The organism is Burkholderia catarinensis, assembly GCF_001883705.2.
Lineage (GTDB): Bacteria > Pseudomonadota > Gammaproteobacteria > Burkholderiales > Burkholderiaceae > Burkholderia > Burkholderia catarinensis.
On record NZ_MDEQ02000039.1, the window covers coordinates 1 to 20651 of the forward strand.

General features: G+C 65.7%; 23 protein-coding genes and 2 pseudogenes. 8 read left to right on the plus strand and 17 right to left on the minus strand.

Annotation, left to right across the window (positions count from 1 at the left end):
* A partial coding sequence (locus BFF94_RS34630) for an integrase core domain-containing protein (RefSeq protein WP_219140071.1) occupies positions 1-212 on the plus strand: 212 nt, incomplete at its 5' end.
* A 74-nt stretch (positions 213-286) separates the two neighbouring features.
* Here BFF94_RS34630 and BFF94_RS34635 read toward each other — a convergent pair.
* Positions 287-685, minus strand: coding sequence for a GreA/GreB family elongation factor (locus tag BFF94_RS34635; RefSeq protein ID WP_128843876.1), 399 nt, complete (start codon positions 683-685; stop codon positions 287-289).
* A gap of 512 nt (positions 686-1197) precedes the next feature.
* Here BFF94_RS34635 and BFF94_RS34640 point away from each other — a divergent pair.
* Positions 1198-1527 carry a DUF4148 domain-containing protein gene (locus BFF94_RS34640; protein WP_128843875.1) on the plus strand — a complete coding sequence of 110 codons (330 nt, stop codon included), beginning with the start codon at positions 1198-1200 and terminating at the stop codon, positions 1525-1527.
* A gap of 157 nt (positions 1528-1684) precedes the next feature.
* Here BFF94_RS34640 and BFF94_RS34645 read toward each other — a convergent pair whose 3' ends face one another.
* Positions 1685-2146 carry a CBS domain-containing protein gene (locus tag BFF94_RS34645; RefSeq protein WP_128843874.1) on the minus strand — a complete coding sequence of 154 codons (462 nt, stop codon included), beginning with the start codon at positions 2144-2146 and terminating at the stop codon, positions 1685-1687.
* 177 nt (positions 2147-2323) lie between these two features.
* Between BFF94_RS34645 and ribA the strand changes: the two genes are divergently transcribed.
* Both ribA and BFF94_RS34655 read left to right on the plus strand, forming a co-directional pair.
* On the plus strand, positions 2324-2974 hold the full coding sequence (ribA, locus tag BFF94_RS34650; RefSeq protein ID WP_128843873.1) for a GTP cyclohydrolase II: 651 nt from the start codon (positions 2324-2326) through the stop codon (positions 2972-2974).
* Between the two features lie 153 nt (positions 2975-3127).
* Entirely contained in the window at positions 3128-3694 is a 567-nt protein-coding gene (locus BFF94_RS34655; RefSeq protein ID WP_128843872.1) for a GNAT family N-acetyltransferase, read from the plus strand.
* Positions 3695-3721: 27 nt separating this feature from the next.
* Here the strand turns inward: BFF94_RS34655 and BFF94_RS34660 are convergent, their stop codons facing one another.
* Entirely contained in the window at positions 3722-4108 is a 387-nt protein-coding gene (locus BFF94_RS34660) for a VOC family protein (protein ID WP_128843877.1), read from the minus strand.
* A gap of 295 nt (positions 4109-4403) precedes the next feature.
* Between BFF94_RS34660 and BFF94_RS34665 the strand changes: the two genes are divergently transcribed.
* The gene (locus BFF94_RS34665; protein ID WP_128843871.1) at positions 4404-4694 is read left to right on the plus strand and encodes a hypothetical protein; all 291 of its coding nucleotides are present in this window, start codon (positions 4404-4406) and stop codon (positions 4692-4694) included.
* 64 nt (positions 4695-4758) lie between these two features.
* On the opposite strand, the pseudogene BFF94_RS34670 reads toward BFF94_RS34665, so the two are convergent.
* The 7 genes and pseudogenes from BFF94_RS34670 to BFF94_RS34700 form a co-directional block, all read right to left on the minus strand.
* Positions 4759-5265, minus strand: a pseudogene (locus BFF94_RS34670) (aldehyde dehydrogenase family protein); the annotation flags it as partial.
* 101 nt (positions 5266-5366) lie between these two features.
* Entirely contained in the window at positions 5367-6434 is a 1068-nt protein-coding gene (locus BFF94_RS34675; protein WP_128843870.1) for an alkene reductase, read from the minus strand.
* 518 nt (positions 6435-6952) lie between these two features.
* Positions 6953-7363 (minus strand): winged helix-turn-helix transcriptional regulator, encoded by a 411-nt coding sequence (locus BFF94_RS34680; RefSeq protein ID WP_128843869.1) that lies wholly within the window; start codon positions 7361-7363, stop codon positions 6953-6955.
* A 150-nt stretch (positions 7364-7513) separates the two neighbouring features.
* Positions 7514-7984, minus strand: a pseudogene (locus BFF94_RS34685) (ATP-binding protein); the annotation flags it as partial.
* A 345-nt stretch (positions 7985-8329) separates the two neighbouring features.
* On the minus strand, positions 8330-9094 hold the full coding sequence (locus BFF94_RS34690) for a hypothetical protein (RefSeq protein WP_219140366.1): 765 nt from the start codon (positions 9092-9094) through the stop codon (positions 8330-8332).
* Between the two features lie 51 nt (positions 9095-9145).
* A complete protein-coding gene (locus BFF94_RS34695) occupies positions 9146-9754 on the minus strand; it encodes an acyl-homoserine-lactone synthase (RefSeq protein ID WP_128841638.1) in 609 nt (202 codons plus the stop codon).
* 211 nt (positions 9755-9965) lie between these two features.
* On the minus strand, positions 9966-10409 hold the full coding sequence (locus BFF94_RS34700; protein WP_128841637.1) for a DUF4902 domain-containing protein: 444 nt from the start codon (positions 10407-10409) through the stop codon (positions 9966-9968).
* Positions 10410-10481: 72 nt separating this feature from the next.
* Here BFF94_RS34700 and BFF94_RS34705 point away from each other — a divergent pair, with 72 nt between their 5' ends.
* On the plus strand, positions 10482-11201 hold the full coding sequence (locus BFF94_RS34705) for an autoinducer binding domain-containing protein (protein ID WP_128841636.1): 720 nt from the start codon (positions 10482-10484) through the stop codon (positions 11199-11201).
* A gap of 44 nt (positions 11202-11245) precedes the next feature.
* Here BFF94_RS34705 and BFF94_RS34710 read toward each other — a convergent pair whose 3' ends face one another.
* From BFF94_RS34710 to BFF94_RS38265, 6 genes are all read right to left on the minus strand, one after another.
* The gene (locus tag BFF94_RS34710; protein ID WP_128841635.1) at positions 11246-11953 is read right to left on the minus strand and encodes an MgtC/SapB family protein; all 708 of its coding nucleotides are present in this window, start codon (positions 11951-11953) and stop codon (positions 11246-11248) included.
* A 307-nt stretch (positions 11954-12260) separates the two neighbouring features.
* On the minus strand, positions 12261-13805 hold the full coding sequence (locus tag BFF94_RS34715; RefSeq protein WP_219140367.1) for a TolC family protein: 1545 nt from the start codon (positions 13803-13805) through the stop codon (positions 12261-12263).
* Positions 13792-15864, minus strand: coding sequence for an FUSC family protein (locus BFF94_RS34720; protein ID WP_128841634.1), 2073 nt, complete (start codon positions 15862-15864; stop codon positions 13792-13794). The genes BFF94_RS34715 and BFF94_RS34720 overlap by 14 nt, the downstream gene beginning before the upstream one ends.
* Positions 15845-16894: a multidrug transporter subunit MdtN gene (gene mdtN, locus BFF94_RS34725; protein WP_128841633.1), complete on the minus strand. Its 1050-nt coding sequence runs from the start codon at positions 16892-16894 to the stop codon at positions 15845-15847. The genes BFF94_RS34720 and mdtN overlap by 20 nt, the downstream gene beginning before the upstream one ends.
* Entirely contained in the window at positions 16891-17184 is a 294-nt protein-coding gene (locus BFF94_RS34730) for a hypothetical protein (protein WP_128841632.1), read from the minus strand. The genes mdtN and BFF94_RS34730 overlap by 4 nt, the downstream gene beginning before the upstream one ends.
* A 370-nt stretch (positions 17185-17554) precedes the next feature.
* Positions 17555-17686 (minus strand): hypothetical protein, encoded by a 132-nt coding sequence (locus BFF94_RS38265; RefSeq protein WP_281426432.1) that lies wholly within the window; start codon positions 17684-17686, stop codon positions 17555-17557.
* A gap of 164 nt (positions 17687-17850) precedes the next feature.
* Between BFF94_RS38265 and BFF94_RS34740 the strand changes: the two genes are divergently transcribed.
* Positions 17851-18996: a metallophosphoesterase gene (locus BFF94_RS34740; protein ID WP_219140368.1), complete on the plus strand. Its 1146-nt coding sequence runs from the start codon at positions 17851-17853 to the stop codon at positions 18994-18996.
* Positions 18997-19005: 9 nt separating this feature from the next.
* Here BFF94_RS34740 and BFF94_RS34745 read toward each other — a convergent pair whose 3' ends face one another.
* A complete protein-coding gene (locus tag BFF94_RS34745; RefSeq protein WP_128841631.1) occupies positions 19006-19593 on the minus strand; it encodes a malonic semialdehyde reductase in 588 nt (195 codons plus the stop codon).
* A 235-nt stretch (positions 19594-19828) separates the two neighbouring features.
* Here BFF94_RS34745 and BFF94_RS34750 point away from each other — a divergent pair, with 235 nt between their 5' ends.
* Entirely contained in the window at positions 19829-20425 is a 597-nt protein-coding gene (locus BFF94_RS34750) for an alpha-ketoglutarate-dependent dioxygenase AlkB family protein (RefSeq protein WP_128841630.1), read from the plus strand.
* The last annotated feature ends 226 nt before the right edge of the window (positions 20426-20651 follow it).

Sequence of the window (20651 nt, forward strand, 5' to 3'; positions counted from 1 at the left end):
GCTGTTCGATGACGGACGGCTACGACTGCTATCAGAATGCTCTGGCCGAGCGGGTCAACGGCATCCTCAAGGGCGAGTTCCTGTTGCAACGTCCCGCTGACCTTGAGCAGGCCGCCAAGATGGTCGAACAGTCGGTTCGCATCTATAACCACGAGCGGCCACATGCCGCTCTGAAATACAAAACGCCCGATGCGGTGCATCGGGCGCTCTAGGGTCTGGATACTGTCAACCTATTCCAGGACTTGACACGCGCCCGTTGCAGCGCGGCGCCGGCCGGCCGGCGGCGTCAGCGCGTGTATTCGCCGTTGGCTTCCGGCTGGAACACGATCGCGGCGACCTTCATCAGCTTTTCGGCGCCGCTCGGCTGCATCACCTTGACCAACTGGCCGCGCTGGGTGCCCAGCAGTGCCATGCCGACGGGCGAGAAGACGTTCAGGCGGCCGAGTTCGAGATTGGCCGCGTCCGGATAAACAATCGTCCAGGTGGCCTGTTCCTGGGTCGCTTCGTCGAGCAGTGTGATCTGCGAGTTCATCGTGACGACGTTCGCCTTGATGGCGTCGGGCTGGACGATGTCGGCGCGCTCGAGCAGCGTGTCGAGCATCGTCTGGAAGCGCGGGTTGTGCTCGGCGTGTTTCTCGAGGCGAGCGACGTCGAGTTCGGTCAACTGGTAAAGGCGTTGTTTCATGGCAATTCTCCAAATGATCGGCAAGGGCAGGCGTGGTGTGCCTATGAGGATCGCCCGGAGCCTGTCTGACCTGGCTCCGGGAGGAGACCGAGCCGTCAGATCAGGCGCCGGGCAGGGGCGAGCGGCGCCTGGGCCGTGCGTCGAGCGAGGGGAGGCGCCGGATGACCGGCGCGCGCGCGCACGCCGGCCGGGCCGGACAGCGAAACCGAAAGGGGCGTGAGCGCGTACATGGTGGATGGAATATCGACTGGCGATTAAAACCTTACGATTTTACAACACAACCTTCTGCATATGTGATTCGGCTGTCGGCGTTTCGTTAGCAATTGTTGTGCAAATGAAGCAAGTTGCACCGGCTCCGTTCGGAAACAGTGGGTGATATTTGCCAAAATCGCAACGCTGTATGTTCAAACTAAGGGTTTCCCCTTGGAGTGGCGAGAACTACACTGGGTTCAATCGCTTCAGACAGTCCTGCCGAGGCGACGTCTAAAGAGAACATATTCCGGAGGTAAATCATGAAGTCGATCATCTACGCAGCCATCGCCGCATCCGTCCTTGCCGCACCGATCGCATCGTTTGCGCAGTCCGAGCAGGGGCTGACCCGCGACCAGGTCAAGGCCGAACTCGTGCAACTCGAACAGAACGGCTACAAGCCGCTGGCGAGCGATTCGCAATATCCGAACAACATCCAGGCCGCCGAACAGCGGATCCAGCCGAACCAGCCGATGCTCGCGCAGGCCGATACGAGCGGCTACGGTGCCGTGGCGACGGGTGCCGGGCAAGCGGGCCGCCGCATGACGCGGGAAGCGCAGAATCCCGTGAACTCGGTCTACTTCGGTAACTGATTGAACGTCCCGGGTCTGCCCGAGCGCACCGCTTGATCGACGAGACGCGCGCCATCTGCGCGCGTCGTTCGCCCGCAGGAGCAGAACCTCCGTCGCCGCATGCCGGCGGCTTTCCGCCCAGACGCTTACGCGTTTGGGCCTTTTTTGCTGCGGCGGATCAGACGGACGTGACCGCGGGCGTACCGTGGATATAGTGTTCGAGCTGGCTGATCGTGAACTGCTGATCGGCAATCACGCTCTTCACGAGATCCCCGATCGAAATAAGGCCGATCAGCTTGCCGCCGTCGAGGACGGGCAGGTGGCGCATCCGGTGCTCGGTCATCAGCGCCATGCACTCGTCGGTGGATTGAGACGGTTCGACGTAGCGCACCTTCGCCGTCATGATTTCCTCGACGCGGGTGGCTTTCGATGAACGGTCCTGCAGGACGATCTTGCGCGCATAGTCGCGCTCGGTGACGATGCCCGCGATGTCGTCGCCGTCCACGACGAGTAGCGCGCCGATGCCTTTTTCCGCCATCAGCTTGATGGCGTCGTAGACGAAATCGCTCTTCGTGACGGTGTAGATGGTGCGGCCCGAATCCGGCTTGGCCTTGAGAATTTGCGCGACAGTGGTGCTCATTCGCTTTCTCCGTGTGCAGGTCGATGCAGGGAAGGCAGGGCGTGATGCGCGTCACCCGACGAGCCCAGTATAGCCGGGCGGGCGGCGGCAGTCGCGTGACGTTTCCAGATTAGCGGTAAACTCCGGTCACGCACTATCCACACAATTCCTATATTCCTGAACGTTTCGATTGAATTCATGATGTCTTCGCGTCCCCAATCGCCCACGCCGGGCAATGGCCAGGCCGACGAGTGCGTGACGCTCGTTGCCACCGCGTCGCTGCCCACGCGCTACGGTACGTTCACGTCATACGCGTTTCGCGTATCGGGCAGCGATGCCGAACATCTCGCGCTCGTGATGGGCGACGTCGCCGGCGAGCAGTCCGTGCTGACACGGCTGCATTCCGAATGCCTGACCGGCGACGTGTTCGGCTCGTACCGCTGCGACTGCGGCGAGCAGCTCGATCTCGCGTTGCGCTATATCGCGGCCGAAGACCGCGGCGTGCTGCTGTATCTGCGCGGCCACGAAGGGCGCGGGATCGGCCTGAGCAACAAGATCCGCGCGTACGCGCTGCAGGAGCAGGGGCGCGACACCGTCGAGGCAAACCTCGACCTCGGCCTGCCCGACGACGCCCGCGAATACGACTCGGCTGCCGCGATCCTCCGGATCCTCGGCGTGACGTCGGTGCGCCTGATGAGCAACAACCCGGAGAAGTTCGACACGCTCGCGAAGCACGGCATTCCCGTCTGTGAACGCGTGGCGCTCGCGGTGCCCGTGCGCGAGGAGAACGAGCGTTATATCCGCACGAAGCAGACGAAGTTCGGGCATTACTTCGAAGAAAACGAGTAATCGCCGCGGGCGCGCCGGCGCCCGTTTCTTGCCGCTTGCTCTTCCGATCGTCGCCGGTCGAGGTGACGATCGCGATTTCCCTCCCATCCGATCTGCATCCGGGCCCGCGACGTTACCTGCGTTGCGTCGCCGCCCGTGCGATCCGGCTCAACCATGACCACGCCATCGAAGATCGAAACCGAACGTCTGACGCTGCGTCGCTGGCGGCCGGCGGATGCGGGCGCGCTTTCGGCGATGCATGCGCATCCGGACGTGACCGCGTGGCTCGCGCGCGGCTCGATGTCCGTCGACGAGGCGAGCGACGTCATTGCGCGCTTCGAAGCGCATTTCGACGCACACGGTTTCGGTACATGGGCGGTCGAGCGTCGCGCCGATGCGATGCTGATCGGGCTTTGCGGCCTGTCGCACGAAGTGCGCGCGATGCATCCGATGGCGCCATGCGTCGAGATCATGTGGAGGCAGGCCCGCCACGCGTGGGGGTATGGCTATGTTGCCGAAGCGGCCGCCGCGGTATTGGTCGACGGATTCGACCGGATCGGGCTCGACGAGATCTTCGCGTGGACGGCCGACACCCACCAGCGATCGCAACACGTGATGCAGCGGCTCGGCATGCAGCCTCATCCCGAACGCGATTTCGATCATCCCGCATTGCCGGAAGGGCATGCGCTGCGGCGGCACGTTGTGTATGTCGCGCGCCCGGGCGGCAACGTCAGCGCGTAACGGTGCGGGCTTGGGCGTGATTGCCTGTCAGCGCCATGCGGCGTTCTGCAGCACGATCCGGTAGCCGTCGGCATCCTCGAATGTCTGGCCTGATATTTCCCAGTACGGATTGAACGACGTCACGGGCATGAAACCGTGCGCGGCCGCGCGTTCGCATGCGGCTTCCCATTCCGGGCGATCGGGCAGGTAGAAGACGATCAGATCCTCGGGCGTCGGGGACGGCGCGATCGGATGGTCGGGGCAGTGCGTGAATTCGAAGTGATAGTCGAGGCCTTCGCGTCCGAGCATCACGCCGGAAAAGCCGTCGTGATCTTCGAAGCGCGCGAGCACCGACAGGTCGAGGGCGTCGCGATACATGCGCTCGGTTCTGGCGAGATTGCCAACCGGGCGGGCAATGCGAAGATGGGCGTGCAAGATGGCCTCGGGGGAAGTGGCGGGCCGGTCAATGATAAGCCGGCCGATCAGGATTGCGCGAGGCGGGCGGATCGTGTTTCGGGAGATACTCGCCGTATCGAACGATATCGATTCGTTCCGGCCAAACGAACCGAATCGTCGAACTCGTCTCACGAAAGAAAAAACATGACGCTTCCGATCCCGTGTGTGCCCCCCGTCGCAGCGGCTGCTCGTCCGCAAGCCCCTCGAATTCCTGCCTTCGACAGCGCCTGCCGCTCGACGCGCGAATACGCGCATGCCGGACGGGAGGCGAGGAATGGGTAAGCCCGATCTTCGTCGGCCGGTTGCCGGACCTTATCGCCAGTCGCGATGGGCAGTTGGACTGGGGGCTGCCTTTGGATGGGTGGCAAAGGGGACGCTGGTACTGGCCGGGCTGGCAATGGTCGCGCTGATGGCCCTGACGGGCGACCTGGGTGCTCTGGCAGACCTGCCGCCGACCAGAAAGGGCTGGCTGTACCTGCTGCTGGTACTTGTCGTGTTGGTCGCGCTGGTATTTGCGGTGCACCACCATTACTGGTTGCGGCCCGCCGGTGTGCGTCCGGCATAGCCGGATTCACGGCGTCCTCTTCGTCGGAATAGGCAAGGATGACCAACACGGGGCCGAAGATTTCTTCGCGTGCGATGGTCATGTCATTGCGCACGTCGGCGAAGACCGCCGGTCGGACGTAGAAGCCGGTCTCGAGCCCATCCGGGCGGCCAAGTCCGCCGGTCACCAACGTGGCACCTTCGTCGAGCCCAGCCTGGATCAGACGCTGAATCTTGCTCCACTGGGCTTCGGAGGCGACCGGCCCCAGCTTCGCATTGGATGAAGGATGCCCAACCGACCAGGTTTCGGCGGCCTTGCGGGCATAGCCGATCGCTTCGGCGAGCTGATCGACGTGAACCAGCATCCGCGATGGCGCGCTGCAGGACTGTCCGCAGTTAAGCAGGATCTGCGCCGCACCACCCTCATCGGCAGATGCAAGATCGGCGCTGCGCAAGATGATGTTGGGCGATTTGCCGCCCAACTCCTGATGCACTCGCTTGACAGTACCGGCAGCGCTGCGTGCGACTTGGGTCCCTGCGGCCGTCGAACCGGTAAAGGGCGTTCCCGGATACGCCGTCGCATCGAAATCCATTCAAATGAAAACGCCGTGCCCGGCGGGCACGGCGCGTGACGGAGCGAGGCAACTCACATCAAGTCCTGAACTTCACGCTATTCCGCTTCGATCGCGATTGACTAGGCCAGCGGCGGGTAGTCTGTATAGCCTTCTTCGGACCCACTGTAGTATGTAGAAGCATCCGCGGTCGCCAGCGGAGCGTCCTGGCGGAAGCGTTCCGGCAGGTCAGGATTACTGATAAACAGCGTGCCAAATGTGATTGCATCGGCCAGGCCGGCTTGCAGCGCCTGTTCCGCAGACCTCCGGTCATAGCCAACATTCAACACGAACATCCCTGAGAACCGCTTGCGAGCTCCGGGCGCCAGAGGTTTAGCGCCTTCCGGCAGGGTCGCCGGTTCCATGAAATGCAGAATCCCAACGTTTTTCTTTTCCAGCGCTTCCACCGCGTACATGTAGGTCCGCTCGAGATTGGAGTCGCCCATGTCATTGTACGGAATGCGCGGCGACAGTCTGACCGAGACACGGGCCGATCCGAAGACCTTTATCGCAGCATCAGTGGCCTCGAGCAGGAACCGCGCCCGCTTCTCAACGGTGCCACCATAATCGTCGGTTCGCTTGTTTGAACCGTCTTCCAGAAACTGCGCGGGCAAGTAACCATTTGCACCGTGAACCTCGACGCCATCAAAGCCTGCATCTTTTGCGGCCTGCGCAGCCTTTTCATAGTCTGTAATGGTGGACTTGATTTCATCAATAGTCAGTTCGCGTGGGGTCACAGAGGGTTTGATGCCTTCTGGCGTGAACGCCTGGCTATTGAAGGGGACTGCCGATGGCGCGACCGGGAGTTCTCCACCATGAAAATCAGGGTGAGATGCTCTCCCGGTATGCCATAGCTGGGCGAAAATGAGACCACCGGCTTCATGAACTGCATGGGTTACTTTCTTCCACCCTGCTATTTGCTCGGGAGTATAGATTCCTGGGGTATTCGTCCAGCCAACCGCCTGGGCGCTGATCTGGGTGCCTTCCGTGAAAATAAGACCCGCCGATGCACGCTGCGCGTAATACGTTGCAGTCAATTCGTTGGCCACCTGATCCTTGGATCGACCTCTTGTCATCGGCGCCATGAATACCCGATTCTTGAAGGTGAGCTCTTTGTTACTCAAAGAGGTTAAAAGCTCTAGGTTTTCCATGTTTTCTTCAGATACTAAATTTTATTGAATGTCCGCCCGCGCTCGACGATTAGTCAGTCGCGGCTTGACCAACGAAGTGCTTCCCGTCGGATGAACGATTGGCGGGTTGCAACTTGCCGGCAAGAGTGACGAACGACGGTTACGGCTTGGACCGCTTGCCTCAAAGTGAGGACCATCGACATGGTATAGAAAATACACCTAGTGTCGATTAGGCACTTTTCGTCGCCCTAGTAGGTTTTAGGAAACCTACTGCCAGGGAATAGTCCTCGGCGCTTGGGCTTTCGAGCCGTCGGTCGTGACCTCGTGCGTAAGAGCAGCGGCGGCACTCAGGCTCGTTCCTAGTCGAACGAGCCTGAGTAATCAATGTGTAGATCTGGTCGAAGTAGGCACCGAGATTGACTGCCCGCGTACGAAAGGCCCAAGCCCGCGTACAGCGCCGGACGAAACCCGCTGGCTGCGTTTTCATCTGCGCATCAAGTCACGTCGTTCCGTAGGTATCTGTCGGTTGGCCGACGCGTTCATGCAATCGAGTGAATCAGCCTTCCCTGCGGACTTGTCGCTCCACTTGCAGCGGCGTCGAACGCCTGCCGAGCAGCATCGACCTCCGGCAGCTTCGCGAGCGTCCATTCGTGCAGCGCCTGAAAAGGCTGTTGGAGCGTGCGGCCCAGCGGCGTGACTCGATACTGCACCGCGACCGGCGAAAGCGAAATCACCTCTCGCGATACCAGGCCGTTGCGCTCCAGCCGACGCAGGCATTGGGTGAGCGCTTTTTGGGTGACGCCTTGCAGGCGACGACGGATCGCGTTGAAGCGTTGCGGACCGTCATCAAGCACGGCCAACACCATCATCGACCACTTGTCAGCGATCTGGTCGAACAAGGCCCGGCTAGGGCAGTCGGACGAGAAGCAGAGCGGTTCGATTTCAAGCATGACGGTTTCCTTTCAAGTACTTAGGCAACCCAAGGCGCCCGATTGACTCCAAGTTTACAAGATATACCTTTAATATCTGTTGAGTTCCATGCAATCCTGACCCAGGATTTCCATCGAATATTGGCCCACCCTCTTTGTGAGCCGAGCAGCTCACGTTGTGGATAAGTTCTTGGTCTTCTCCTTTCTTGCTGAGGTGGCAACAGCCGGCTGAGCCGAGCTGTTTTTGAACCGGAAGCTGTCATTGCCAGTCTCCAGGATGTGGCAGTGGTGGGTCAGCCGGTCCAGCAGCGCAGTGGTCATCTTCGCATCGCCGAACACACTTGCCCATTCGCTGAAGCTCGGATTGGTGGTGATCACCACGCTGGTCCTCTCATAGAGCTTGGAGAGCAGGTGCAAGAGCAGAGCCCCGCCGGAGGCGCTGAAGGGTAAGTAGCCCAGTTCGTCGAGCACGACCATGTCGGCATACATCAGCCGATGCGCAATCTGTCCAGGATTTCCACTGGCCTTCTTCTGCTCGAGCGCATTGACCAACTCGACCGTCGAGAAGAACCGAACCCGTCGGTGGTGACGCTCGAGGGCTTGTATTCCCAGCGGCGTCGCGATGTGAGTCTTGCCGGTTCCAGCCCACGTCAATCACTCCTGTGCTCCTGCCACTAAAAGCAGCAGGTTAGGGTTATCACGTGGGTCAGTTTCAGATGGAAATTACCCGTGTAAGTGGGTCAGTTCTGCGTGGAAAGCACCGGCATATGTTGAACTCGCCTAAGTTATTGATAAACCTGCTGTATCGGGCTGTGGCGTAGTCCAGCGAAGTGTGGTGCTAGAGTCATCCTGAAATAAAAAAGCCCGCTGCTTGAGCGGGCTGAATCCATGTTTGGAGACATGGAGGAGACAGACGTAAATGTAAGGGAAAACCCGAGGGTTTGCAAGGCCCTGTGGTATCCGTGCAACTGGCTGCCGTTGCCGCGCTCACTTGCCGCCGGCCCGCGCGTGCGCCGCAAACGCGCTGAACCGCTCCTGCGCGACAGGCAGCGCGTACTTGTCGCGCATCTCCGTCTCGATCCATGCGCAGGCCTCGCGCGCACAGTCGGTCAGCGCGTGCCGTGTCGCGTGCCCGTCGATGTCGTAGACGAAGCGCACGCCGACCTCATCGTCGGCAACTTGTCGTTCGAGCTGGTTGAGCTGCAATTGCGGCCCGTGCTGTTGCGACAGTGCGCGCAGCTCGTCGAAGTGATATTCGAGCCAGTCGGCGAAGAACAACGCGTCGCTGCGGCACGGCAGGCGGAAGGCCGCGCTGCGCGACGGGCGCGGCGCGGATTCGCCGGCCGTTGCGTGCGGTTCGCTGTCGGTGGCGATGGACGTGTCGACGGGCGCGAGCGGGTGCTGAATCTGCCGGTACGGTGCGTGGTCGCGCAGCGCATGCCACAGCAATTCGTCGCCGGCGGCGCCGGACGGCTGCATCGTCAGGTCGTGCCGGCCGTTGCCCGCCGGGGCAATGTCGCGGATCACGAGGCGCAGCGAGCACAGCGGCTCGTCCGCGACCAGCAGCGTGGCCGCGCGCGGCAGCCCGCAGACGAGCGGCGCGGCGCCGGCGGCACGAAACACGAGCCCGCGGCGGTCGAGCCGCACGAGCGGCAGCGGCCTGGGAAACGACGGATAGGCGACCGCAATGCGGGCGCCGCTGGCGCTCGTCAACCCGGGCAACATCGCGCGAAAGACCTGAGACTGGTCCACGTTGGTTCTCCTTCGTTACGATGCCGCCCGGACCGAAACACGCGTTCCGGCTCAGGCGGCGATGGCTTGCCGGGCTGCCTGCCCCGGCTCGATTCCTAATGCCGCAAACGTTTGCGGATCGATATCGATCCAGCACGCGACCACCAGACGCCCGTCCACCTGCTTCGGCGGGCCTGCGCGGTGCGCGTGTATACCGATCCGGCGGAACAGCCGCTCCATGCTCGCGAACGTCACGCCGATCAACTGCCGCGCGCCAAGCTGCGCCGCGCATTCGACGACCGCCGCGAGCATCGGGCGCACGGCCCATTCGGCATTGCCCGGCCCGCCTTCGTCGTCGGTTGCCGCGAACCTGGACAGCTCCCAGACGGCGGCCGATTGCGGCAGCGGCATGTCTTCGGCGATCAGGTCGGCGAACAGCGACTTCAGCAGGTAAGGGCGCGTCGTCGGCAGCAGGCGCGCACATCCGCACATGTCGCCGCCGGCATTTCGCGCGAACACGTAGACGGTATCGTCGCGATCGAACTGGTCGCGCTCGAAGCTCTCGTTCGCCGATGGAAGCGCCCAACCGAGTTGTTCGACGAACACGCGGCGCCGATAGCGCCCGATATCCGCTGCAAGTTCGTGTGGTAACCGCCCTTCCTCGTGAACGAAGGTCTGCATGGTGTCCTCGGATTTGTGTTTTTGTATGCGTGCATTACAGCGCGCGGCACGAGGAGGGTGTAACTGGTAACTCTTACAGGTAGGGGGGCGTAAAGACGCCATTCGGGACGTGGTAACGGTTTCTTGATCGACGGGATTGAAAACCGCGCCGCTTTTGCTTATAAAGAGCGCCGGTATCTCGAAAATTGTCAGAGGAATGCGCTGCAGGTTGTCACTGGAGCGTCGGACCGGCATGATAGGCGTCGTTGCGCCCGAGCAAGGCCGATGCGACCGCGGCGGGCCAGTCGATGCAGGCGAGCCGCGCGGCGAGCGCGCCGGCCGTGCGGAACATGCCGATGTCGGTGCCCGTGGCGTCGACGGCCATGACGTTGCTGCGGACGTCGCCGCCCGCGATCACGAACGTGCCGGTCGCACGTTCGAGGTACCAGTCCCAGCCGACGGTCAGGTAAGGGGCGCCGGCACTGGCCGTGCGATGCCATTCGGTATAGCCGGCGAAACGTGCGTCGATCGCGTTGTCGCGCAGTTCCGCAAGCAGCGATGCATCGAGGCCGCTTGCGACATGGTCGAGCGCAAGCACGGCCAGTGCGCCTTCTGGCAGGCGCACGTAGCCGTCCGGGGACGGGCCGGGGACCGGGTGCAACAAAGGTGAAGTCATGCGCGGAATGTATCAGCCTCGAATGGGTGCTGGCACCTGACAAGTATGACAGCGGACGTTGTCGGAGAACGAATGGAACTGCGCTGGCAGGATGCCTATCAACAATTCAGTGCCGCGGAAGACGAGCAGCAGCTCTTCCAGCGGATCGCCGCCTATTCTAAGCGGCTGGGATTCGAATACTGCTGTTACGGCATTCGCGTTCCGATGCCCGTATCGAAGCCGGCGGTCGCTATCTTCAATACCTATCCGGACGGCTGGATGGCGCACTATCAGGCGCAGAACTACATCGAGATCGATTCGACGGTTCGCGACGGCGCGCGCAGCACCAACATGATCGTCTGGCCGGACGCCGACCGGATCGACCCTTGCCCGCTATGGCAGGATGCGCACGAATTCGGGCTGTCGGTGGGCGTCGCGCAGTCGAGCTGGGCGGCCCGCGGCGCGTTCGGGCTGCTGAGCATCGCGCGCCATGCCGACCGGCTGACGTCGGCCGAGATCAACATGCTGACGCTGCAGACGAACTGGCTCGCGAACCTGTCGCATTCGCTGATGAGCCGCTTCATGGTGCCGAAGCTGTCGCCCGCGGCCGGCGTCGCGCTGACCGCGCGGGAGCGCGAGGTGCTGTGCTGGACGGCCGAGGGCAAGACCGCGTGCGAAATCGGCCAGATCCTCAGCATCTCGGAGCGGACGGTCAACTTCCACGTCAACAACATCCTCGAGAAGCTGGGCGCGACGAACAAGGTCCAGGCGGTCGTGAAGGCGATCTCGGCCGGGCTTATCGAGACACCCTGACGTAGCGCGGGCGGCGGCGCCGAATACGGCTGCCGCCGTGCCGCTCACTCCATCATCGGCTCCGCTTCCTTCGCGGTCCAGCTCACGCTGGAAATGCTTTTCTCCATGCTCATCCGGCTCGCGATCTGCTCGAGTTTCTGCTGATCCTTCGGATGCAGCTTCAGCGTCGCGGTCACCTTCAGCCGGTCCGGCTGGTCGGCTACGTCCTCGCTCGTGAGGCTCTGGAAGGACAGCGGCTTCGCGTACATCGAGTTCGACAGCAGCGTGCGGATGTGCACTTCGTCGGACGTCAGGCAGATCACGGTGATCTGGTATTCGCGTACGAGATCGGCGTTCGACACCGGCGTCGCGTTGATCGCCTGGCTGACACTGCGCAGCACCGTATTGGTGAGCAGCACGACGCCCGTGCCGGCGAGCGCGGGCATGAAATGACCGGAGCCGGACAGCACGCCGACGGCGGCCGAGCACCACAGCGTCGCGGCCGTGTTGATGCCCTGGATCGAGCCCTTGTCGCGCATGATCACGCCGCCGCCGAGAAAGCCGACGCCCGACACGACGTAGGCGGCGATCTGCGTGACGCCCGCGACGCCGTTGCCGGTCAGCACGCCGAGCGTGACGAACAGGCACGCGCCGCTCGCGACGAGCGTGATCGTGCGCAGGCCGGCCGTGCGCTGGCGCATCTGGCGCTCGAGGCCGATGGCGACGCCGCAGGCGAACGCGGTGAAAAGACGGAGTGCGAAATCGAAAGTCATGGTTGTCCTGCCGTGCGAGGAGCGCATGCCGGCCCGCGTCGCCGCGGCGCAAGGCCGAAGGCGACGCGAAGGCAGCCGTCATCGCGCGGTACTGTACCGCGCGACTGCGTCATTCAGTGTGAAACGGTAGGCGTGCGGGCTCGCGGAACGCGAGCCGGGGCAGGAGAACTGCGTCGGACAGGCGTTCAGGCGGCAAGCGGCGCACGCAACGGAGTGCTGCAACTGTCCACGATGGTTCCTGAAGGAAGAATGGGCGGCATTCTAGTGGGCGGCGCGCACATGCGTCAACCGCCCGGCGGCGGTTGCGCTACTGCACCGAGCCGATTGTCCCCGTCGCGAGCGCGAGCGCGGCGGCCGCGGACAGCGCGCCGGCGTAGCTGTCGACCTCCGCGTTCCGGGCCGCGAGCAGCTGGCTTTGCGCGATCGTCGCATCGGTGACCGAGCCGACGCCGTTCCGGTACGCGGTCAGCGCCGCATCGTAGCTCGTCTGCGCGGCATCGACGAGCGCCTTCGCGGCGTCGTGCGATGCGAGGCTCGTCTGCACGGCGTTCTGCGCGGCGACGACCTGGCGGACGGCTTCCTCCTTGGTCCGCGTGAGGCGCGCGGATGCGCTGTCCGCATCGTTGCGCGCCTGCATCAGCACGGCCGAGCGCAGGCCGCCGTCGTACAGCGGGATCGTCACGCCGAGGAACACGCCGCCGCCGTAGCGGCTGCCGTTCAGGTTGACGGTGGGTGCCTGGTCGCCGATCGCGGGCAGCGCGGAGATGGCTGTGCCGCCGCTCGCATACGACGTCGACGCGGACAGGAATATCTTCGGCATGAACGCGGCTTCCGCGGCCTTGATCTTCGCGCGATTGGCCTTTTCGAGCGCAAACGCGCCCTGCAGGTCGGGGCGGCGCGCGATCGCGTCCGATACGATCGAATCGACCGACGAGCCGAGCGCGGGCGGCAGTGGCCGCTTCGGCAACGCGGCGATCGTCGGCTTCGACAGCGGCGAGATGCCGAGCGCGGAGACGAGGGCGAGGTAGCTGTCGCTCTCCGTGCCGTTCGCCTGCACGAGCGAGAGGTTGGCCTGCGCGCGGTTCTGCGTCGCCTGCGCGAGCTCGACGACCGTGCCGACGCCGTGCTTGAGCCGCGCGCGGGATGCGGCGAGGATCGCGTCCGCGTTCGCGAGGCCCTGCTGCGCGCTGAGTGCGCGCGAGCGTGCGGCTTCGTAGCGGTAGTACCCGACGGTCACGTCGTGGATCACCTGCTGGTGCACGGCCGTGAACGCGACGTTCGACGCGATCGATGCCTGTTCGGCCGCTTCGACGCGCGCCGCGCGGCCGCCGAAATCGAACAGCAGCCATTGCAGCGACAGCGCCGAGATGGTGCCGTGCGCGGTGGTGTCGCTCGATGAGTCGCCGAGTATCGTCGACGTCGAGCCGTGGCTCGTCTGATACGCGCCCATCGCCGTCGCCGACAGCTTCGGCAGGTAGGCGGTTTTGGCAAGGCCGACCGCGAGCGCTGCATTACGCGCATCGTTCCATGCGATGCGGGTCAGCGGGTTCGCCGATTCGGCGAGATCGATCAGCTCGGGCAGCGTGTACGCATGCGCGGAATCGAGCGCGGCCGGCGGCGAGACCGACGCGAGCGCCGGCGACGCGGGCAGCGTGTAGTCGTGCGCGCCTTGCGCGGACGCGCGCGGCGGGCCCGGCACGATGTCGCCCGCGGCCGACGTTTGAGGTTGCCACGGGCGGTCGGACGCCTCCGGCGCCAGATCGATCGACGACGTCGCGCAGCCGGCCAGCGCGACGGCGGTCGCGAGGGCGGCGGCGGCGATCGAGGCGGCCGGCGGTTCAGGTAGGCGCATGAGGGACAGGCTCCTTCGGTGTGGCTTGACGGGCGGCTTCGGCGATGTGCGCGAGCCGCGTGTCGATCAGGTTCAGCAGCGCGTCGCGTGCGGGGTCGGTGGGGGCGGCGCTCGGCGGGGGGGCCGGCGGCGCGGGGGAATCCGCATGAGGCGCGGCTTCGTCGTCGTGCGGTTCGGCGACGCGCGCGAGACGCGCGTCGATTGCCGCGTCTCCCGGCGCGCGTTCGGCGAGCAGGAACAGCGGGCCTTCGAGCACGCCGAGTTCCGCGAGCGCGCGCCGCCGCGCGGCGAGCCACGTGGCGGCCGGCCGCACCCACGACGGTTCGTAGTGGACCAGCCCGAGTTCCTGCGCGATCGCGCCGTGGCGCGCGAACGCTTCGGCCGCGAGCGCGCGCCGCTCGGCCGGCTGCCCGATCTGCACCAGGCGCCGCCACTGGTCGACCAGCGCCGCGAGCCCGGCGTCGATCTGCTTGCCGATGCTGACGGGCCAGATGCGCGTGAACACGAGATACACGACGACGTTGCCGAGCAGGATGCCGATCGTGCGATCGCGCGCGATCGTCAGGTCGAAGCCGGGGCCGGCGCCCTGGATCACGCACAGGAAAAACGCGAACGCGATCTGGAAGCCGGTATACGCGATGCGCGGCGAGCCGAACGCGACCCACGCGGAGAGCCACGCGCCGGCGAACACCAGCGCCATCAGGTGGCCGACCGACGACAGCGACGGCACGACGAACACGAGCGCCGCGGTGCCGAGCAGCGCGCCGACCATGCAGCCGAAGATCCGCAGCGTGAGCTTCTCGACCGTCTCGGCCGTCGAGCCGAGCGACACGATGTAGCAGGTGACGACGCACGTATGGATGCCCGACCAGTCGAGCTGCGAGTACAGCAGGTAGCAGAAGATCGCCGCGGCGGTCGTCTTCAGCGCGTAGCGGATGTGGTCGGGATTGGTGCGCGCGTCCGGCAGGAAGAAGCCGCCGCGCGGCGCCGGCGGCGTGGCGGCTTCGGGGGCGGCAGGCGTTGCGGGGGCCGTTGCGTGCGCGTTGGGCGCGGCGGCCGTTGCCTCCGTCGTTGCATTGTCCGCTACGGCCGGTTCCGCGAAGCGCGTGATTGCCGCATGGAGATCCGCCGCGGCGATGCGCGCGAGCGGCGGCAGCGCGTCGATCGGCGGCAGCGCGAGCGTCACGTCGACCGGGTAGCCGCCTTGTTCGAGGATAGCCGCCATTTCGTCGAGCGTCGCGGCGATCGGTGCGGCGTACGCGTCGGGCAGCCGCGCATCCGGTTCGCGATCGGCCAGCGCGACGCCGACGAGCAGCGCGGTGCTCGATGCAACGGCCTGCCGCAATGCCGCGACGTCGGCGGCGGACGACGTGCCTTCGAGTTTCGACAGCTTGAGCCACGTGAGCAACTGCTTGTCGCCTTCGCGCAGGCTGGCATCGAACGCGTCGCGCGCGGTGTCGCCGCCTCGCAGCCGCTGCGCGGCGAGCCGCAACCGCTTCGCGAGCTGTGCGAGCGCGAGCTTGCGCGGCGACGGCGCGATCAGCAGGTTGACGACGATCGCGACGCCGACCGGGATCGCGATCGTCAGCCAGATGTAGAGCAGCGCGCGTGTGGCGGCTTCGCCGAACGGCGCGAGGCCGAGCTGGTCGAGCCCGAAGCCGACGATCATCGCGAGGATCGCGCCGACCGGGCGCAGCTTGCTGGCCGACGTCAGGTAGAGGAGGCCGACCGACAGCACGGCCATGCACGCGACCCGCAGGATCGAATAGTCGATGCTGAAGATCGCGATGCCGAGCACGAGCCCGATCACGATCGTGACGAGCACCAGCATCGCGGTCGCGAGCACGATGCTGGTCACGCGGTCGGCACGGATCAGGAAGAACACGACGTACGCGGAAAGCGCGGCTTCCGGCGTGCCGTTCGCGCTCGTGACGAGCGCGGTCAGCGCGCAGATCAGCGCGACCCGCACGGCGGTCGCCGTGCGGCCCGGAAACGGCGCGAGCAGTCGCAGGACTTCGCGCGGGCCCGGCGCGCGGACCTCAGCGGCAGGCAGTGCCATGCCGGACCTCGACGATCGCGCTCGCGCCGACGCGCACGAGCTTGCCGTCGGGTTCGTCGAGCTTCACGCGCACGGGGAAGCGCTGCGCGACGTGCACCCAGTTCACCGAACGCTGCACGATCGGCAGCGTGCGCGGCAGGTTGATGCGGTCGCTGTCCGCGATGCCCGCGCCGATGCCGACGACCTTGCCGGTCATCGGGCGGCTGCGGTCGATCATCGAATAGACGGTCGCGCAATCGCCGACCTCGATGCGATTCAGCGACGTCTCGCGGAAATTGCCGACGGCGAACCATTCGCTCGCGTCGATCAGCGTGAAGATCGACTGGTTCGGTGCAAGGGTTTCGCCGGCGAGAACGCTCAGGCCCGTCACGAGGCCGTTGTGCGGCGCACGCACGACCGTATCGTCGAGCGCGTGCTGCGCGCGGGCCAGCGCGGCCTCGCGCGCATGCAGCGTCGCGATTGCATCGGCTTCGTCGCCGATCGTCTGCGCGGACGCGCGCTGCTGTTCCTGCGCCTGCGCGAGCGACACGGCCGCGTCGCGCTGGCGGACCTTCGCCTGGTCGAACTGCTGCGCGCTGACATAGCCCTGCGCGGCGAGCGGCGCGAGCCGGTTCACGTCGCGCGTCGCAAGGTCGTTGTTTTGCGTCGCGCGCTTGACCTGCTCGGCGGCGACCGTTGCATTCGAGCGCTCGCCGATCAGCGAACGGCGGCGCGTGTCGAGCGATGCGCGCGCGAGCTCGAGGTCGGCCTGCGCCTGCGCAACCGTCAGCCGGTACGGCACGGGATCGATTTCATACAGCAGGTCGCCCTTCGCGACGCGCTGGTTTTCATGCACCGCGAGCCGCACGATGCGACCGCCGACCGGCGACGCGACATGCACGATGTCCGCGTCGATCGACGCGTCGTCGGTGGACGGGTAGGCCGTCGTGCGGTGGTATGCGTACGCGAGCGCCGCGATGCCGAGCGCGACGATCGCGAGCGCGATCACGCGGCCTTTCGTGGACGGGCGGGCGACTCCGGCGGCCTTCATGCGAACGGCCCCGTGCCGGTGAGCCAGACGATCACGGCGACCACGAGCCCGATCGCCGAGCAGACGGCAAGCTGGTAGGGCACCGTGGCGGCCCAGCCGGTCGCGACGAATACGCGGTGCGCGACGATCGCACCGACGACGCCGACGATCGCGCTGACGAGCCAGAGCGGGAAATATGCGCCGAACAGGACGTAGGACGGTGCGCCACGCGATGCGCAGCCCGCGAGCGGCAGGGCAGGCGCCAGGACGGCGGCGACGCGCAGGGGCGCGCGCAGCGTTGTTTTTCTCATGATGTGACGAGCTCGACGATGGGAGGGGATGCCGGGCACGGCGCAATGCGGTTCGTCGCCGCGACGATGATTCCGCGATACGGAGCCGATAATAAATCAGCGCGATGCGGATCGCCAGCCATCCGGCGCGCATTCGCGGCACGGGCCGTGGCCGGTCGCGGCCGCTCGGGCGGTCGTGCCGGTCCGTCATGCATCGTATTTCGGCAGCGGCGGCCGGATCGCCGCGATTCTGCCAGCGCAAGCTCGAGTAGGGTTGCTAACGGACTGTAAAGGATCGTCAGACGAAAGAAGCGCGGCGTAATTTGCCGTGCCGATGTGGCGGAGTCGATGCGAAAACGGTCGATTGCCGCGTAAATGCGCGTGAATCCGGTCAGTCCGGCAGGCCGGGCGCGACGTCGACGAGATTGCGCGCGAAGCGCGGCAGCGCACCGAGATCGGCGACGCAGGTCTGCAACCGGCGTTCGGCCCGGCCGTCCTCAAGTGCGACGACGCGCGGCGCCATCGTCTTCGCCTGGCGGCGAGCGGGTGCCCGCGCCCGGCCGCGACCGGTCGTCTCGGCCGGGATCTGTGTACCATCGTGCGTAGGGCGCGAAGCGCGGCACGGGGCGTCACGGCCCCGTGCGACGCGCGTCGCGGACGCGGTATCGCAACGAAGGTGAGTGCTCCATGCGAAGTTTCTTTGTCCGGTTCATTGCAATCGGCGTGCTGTTCCATCTGTACGTCGGGATGCGGATCATTCCCGATGCGTTCGCGTCGCCGGTCGTGCGCACGATCGCGGCCCTCGTGCTGGCGAGTTTCGTCGTGCTGATCCCGGTCGGCATGTTCTCGCGCCGCTTCGACGAAGGCCGGGCCGCGACGCTGGCCGGCTGGGCCGGCGCGCTCGTGATGGGCTTCTTCTCGTCGCTGCTGTTGCTGACGTTCCTGCGCGAATTCGTGCTGCTCGGCGTGTTCGCCTGGCGGCATCTCGGGCACGACGGCGCGTGGAGCGGCGCCGCGGCCGACACGGCGCTCGGCGTGCTGGCCGGTGCCGTGCTCGTCACCGCGATCGGGTTGGTCGGCGCGCGCCGCACGGCGGCGGTCAAGCGCGTGTCGATTCCGGTCGCGGGGCTGCCGGCCGCGCTCGACGGGATGACGATCGTGCAACTGTCCGACATCCACGTCGGGCCGACCATCAAGCGGCCCTATGTCGAACGGATCGTGCGCGCGGTCAATGCGCTCGATGCCGACCTCGTCGTCGTGACGGGCGATGTGGTCGACGGCTCGGTCAAGCGACTGCGCGAACACACGGCGCCGCTCGGCCGCATGCAGTCGCGGCATGGCAGCTTTCTCGTGACCGGCAACCACGAGTATTACGCGGGCGCACATGAGTGGATCGACGAATTCCGGCGCATCGGGCTGACGGTGCTGCTGAACGAGCATGTGCTGATCGAGCACGATGGCGCGCACGCGGTGCTCGCGGGCGTGACCGACTTCACGGCGGGCGGGTTCGATCCCGCGCATCGCAGCGACCCCGCGCAGGCGCTGGCGGGTGCGCCGCGCGACGTCGGCACGAAGATCCTGCTCGCGCACCAGCCGCGCAGCGCGGAAGCGGCGAACCTGGCAGGTTTTACCGTGCAGTTGTCGGGGCATACGCACGGCGGCCAGTTCCTGCCGTGGCCGCCGTTCGTGCGGCTGCAGCAGCCGGTGATCGGCGGGCTGAGCCGCTTCGGCGATCTGTGGCTCTACACGAGCCGGGGCACCGGATACTGGGGGCCGCCGAACCGTTTCGGCGTGCCGTCCGAGATCACGCTGATCCGGTTGACGCGCGGCTAGCCGGCGCGGTCACTCGATGCGGGCGATGTCGTCGAAGTCGAAGCGCGGGCTGCGCGGGAACAGGCCGGCCGGATCGCCGTAGCCGAGATTCACGAGGAAGTTGCTCTTGATCGCGGTGCCCGCGAAGAATTCGGCATCGACCTTCGCGCCGTCGAAGCCCGACATCGGGCCTGCGTCGAGGCCGAGCGCACGCGCGGCCAGGATCAGGTACGCGCCTTGCAGCGACGCGTTGCGGAACGCGGTGGCCTCGATCAGCGCATCGTTGCCGGCGAACCAGCTGCGCGCGTCGGCGTGCGGGAACAGGCGCGGCAGGTGCTCGTGGAACGCGAAATCCATGCCGACGATCACGGTGACGGGCGCGGCCATCGTCTTCGCGAGATTGCCTTCGGACAGTGCGGGCTTCAGGCGCGCCTTCGCTTCGGGCGACTTGACGAACACGAAGCGCGCGGGGCTCGAGTTGGCCGACGTCGGGCCGAATTTCGCCAGGTCGATCAGGCGGTGCAGCAGCGCGTCGTCGACGGGTTTGTCCTGCCACGCGTTGTGCGTGCGCGCGGTGAGGAACAGTTGATCGAGGGCGGAGTCGGAGAGCGTCGTCATGATGGGGTCCGGGAAGAAAGCGGCCGGGTCGCGCCGGCCGGCATGGCGGAGGAACGCGGCGCCCGTCGGCAGGGCGTGCCGCGACACGCCGCGATGATAGCGTGAGGCGCGAAAGCGCATCGCGGTGCGCGGCGGTTTCCCTTCATCGGCGAATGACAGCGCATGGCGGCGCGCGGCGCCGTTGGCTAGTATGCAGACATGCACCGCGCTCCGTTCCTCTCCCGTTCCTTCCGACATGTCGACGCCCGATCTCTTCGCTGACACGCCCGTGCCCGACGTGGACTGGTACCCGGACTGGCTGGCGCCGCCCGACGCCGATCGCGCGCTGGCCGCGCTGATCGGCGAGGTCGCGTGGCGGCAGGACACGATCCGCACGCCGCGCGGACGCATTCCGTTGCCGAGACTCACCGCGTGGCAGGGCGAGCCGGATGCCGTGTACGTGTATTCGGGGATCCGCAACGTGCCGGCGCCGTGGACGCCGGCCGTGCTCGACCTGAAGCACGCGGTCGAGGCGATATCCGGTGCGCGCTTCAACAGCGTGCTGCTCAATCGCTATCGCAACGGGCTGGACAGCCTCGGCTGGCACGCGGACAACGAGCCCGAACTCGGCGACGCGCCGGTGATCGCGTCGGTGAGCCTCGGTGCGATGCGCGTGTTCGATCTCCGCCATCGCGCGACCGGCGTCATCCATGCTTATCGCCTCCTGCACGGCAGCCTGCTCGTGATGCGCGGGCGCACGCAGGCCGAATGGCAGCACCGCGTGCCGAAGGCGCCGGCCGTGCAGGGCGAGCGCGTCAACCTGACCTTCCGGCACGTGATGCCGGCCGGATAGATCGCGCCCCGTTTCTGCGACCCACGAAAGGCCGATGCAGGCAATCGGCCACGCATGCGGCACGTTGCCGCACGAGTGGCTGTGCCTTGCTGCCTGACATGGCCAGGAGGCCCGTCCCATATGGGTTTCAGGCGGGTTTCAGGCAAATTCGATCGACCGCCCGGTTTCGATAGATGAGTGAAACCTCTGATGGTGCGTCGCAACAATCATTGACTAGACTCACGAA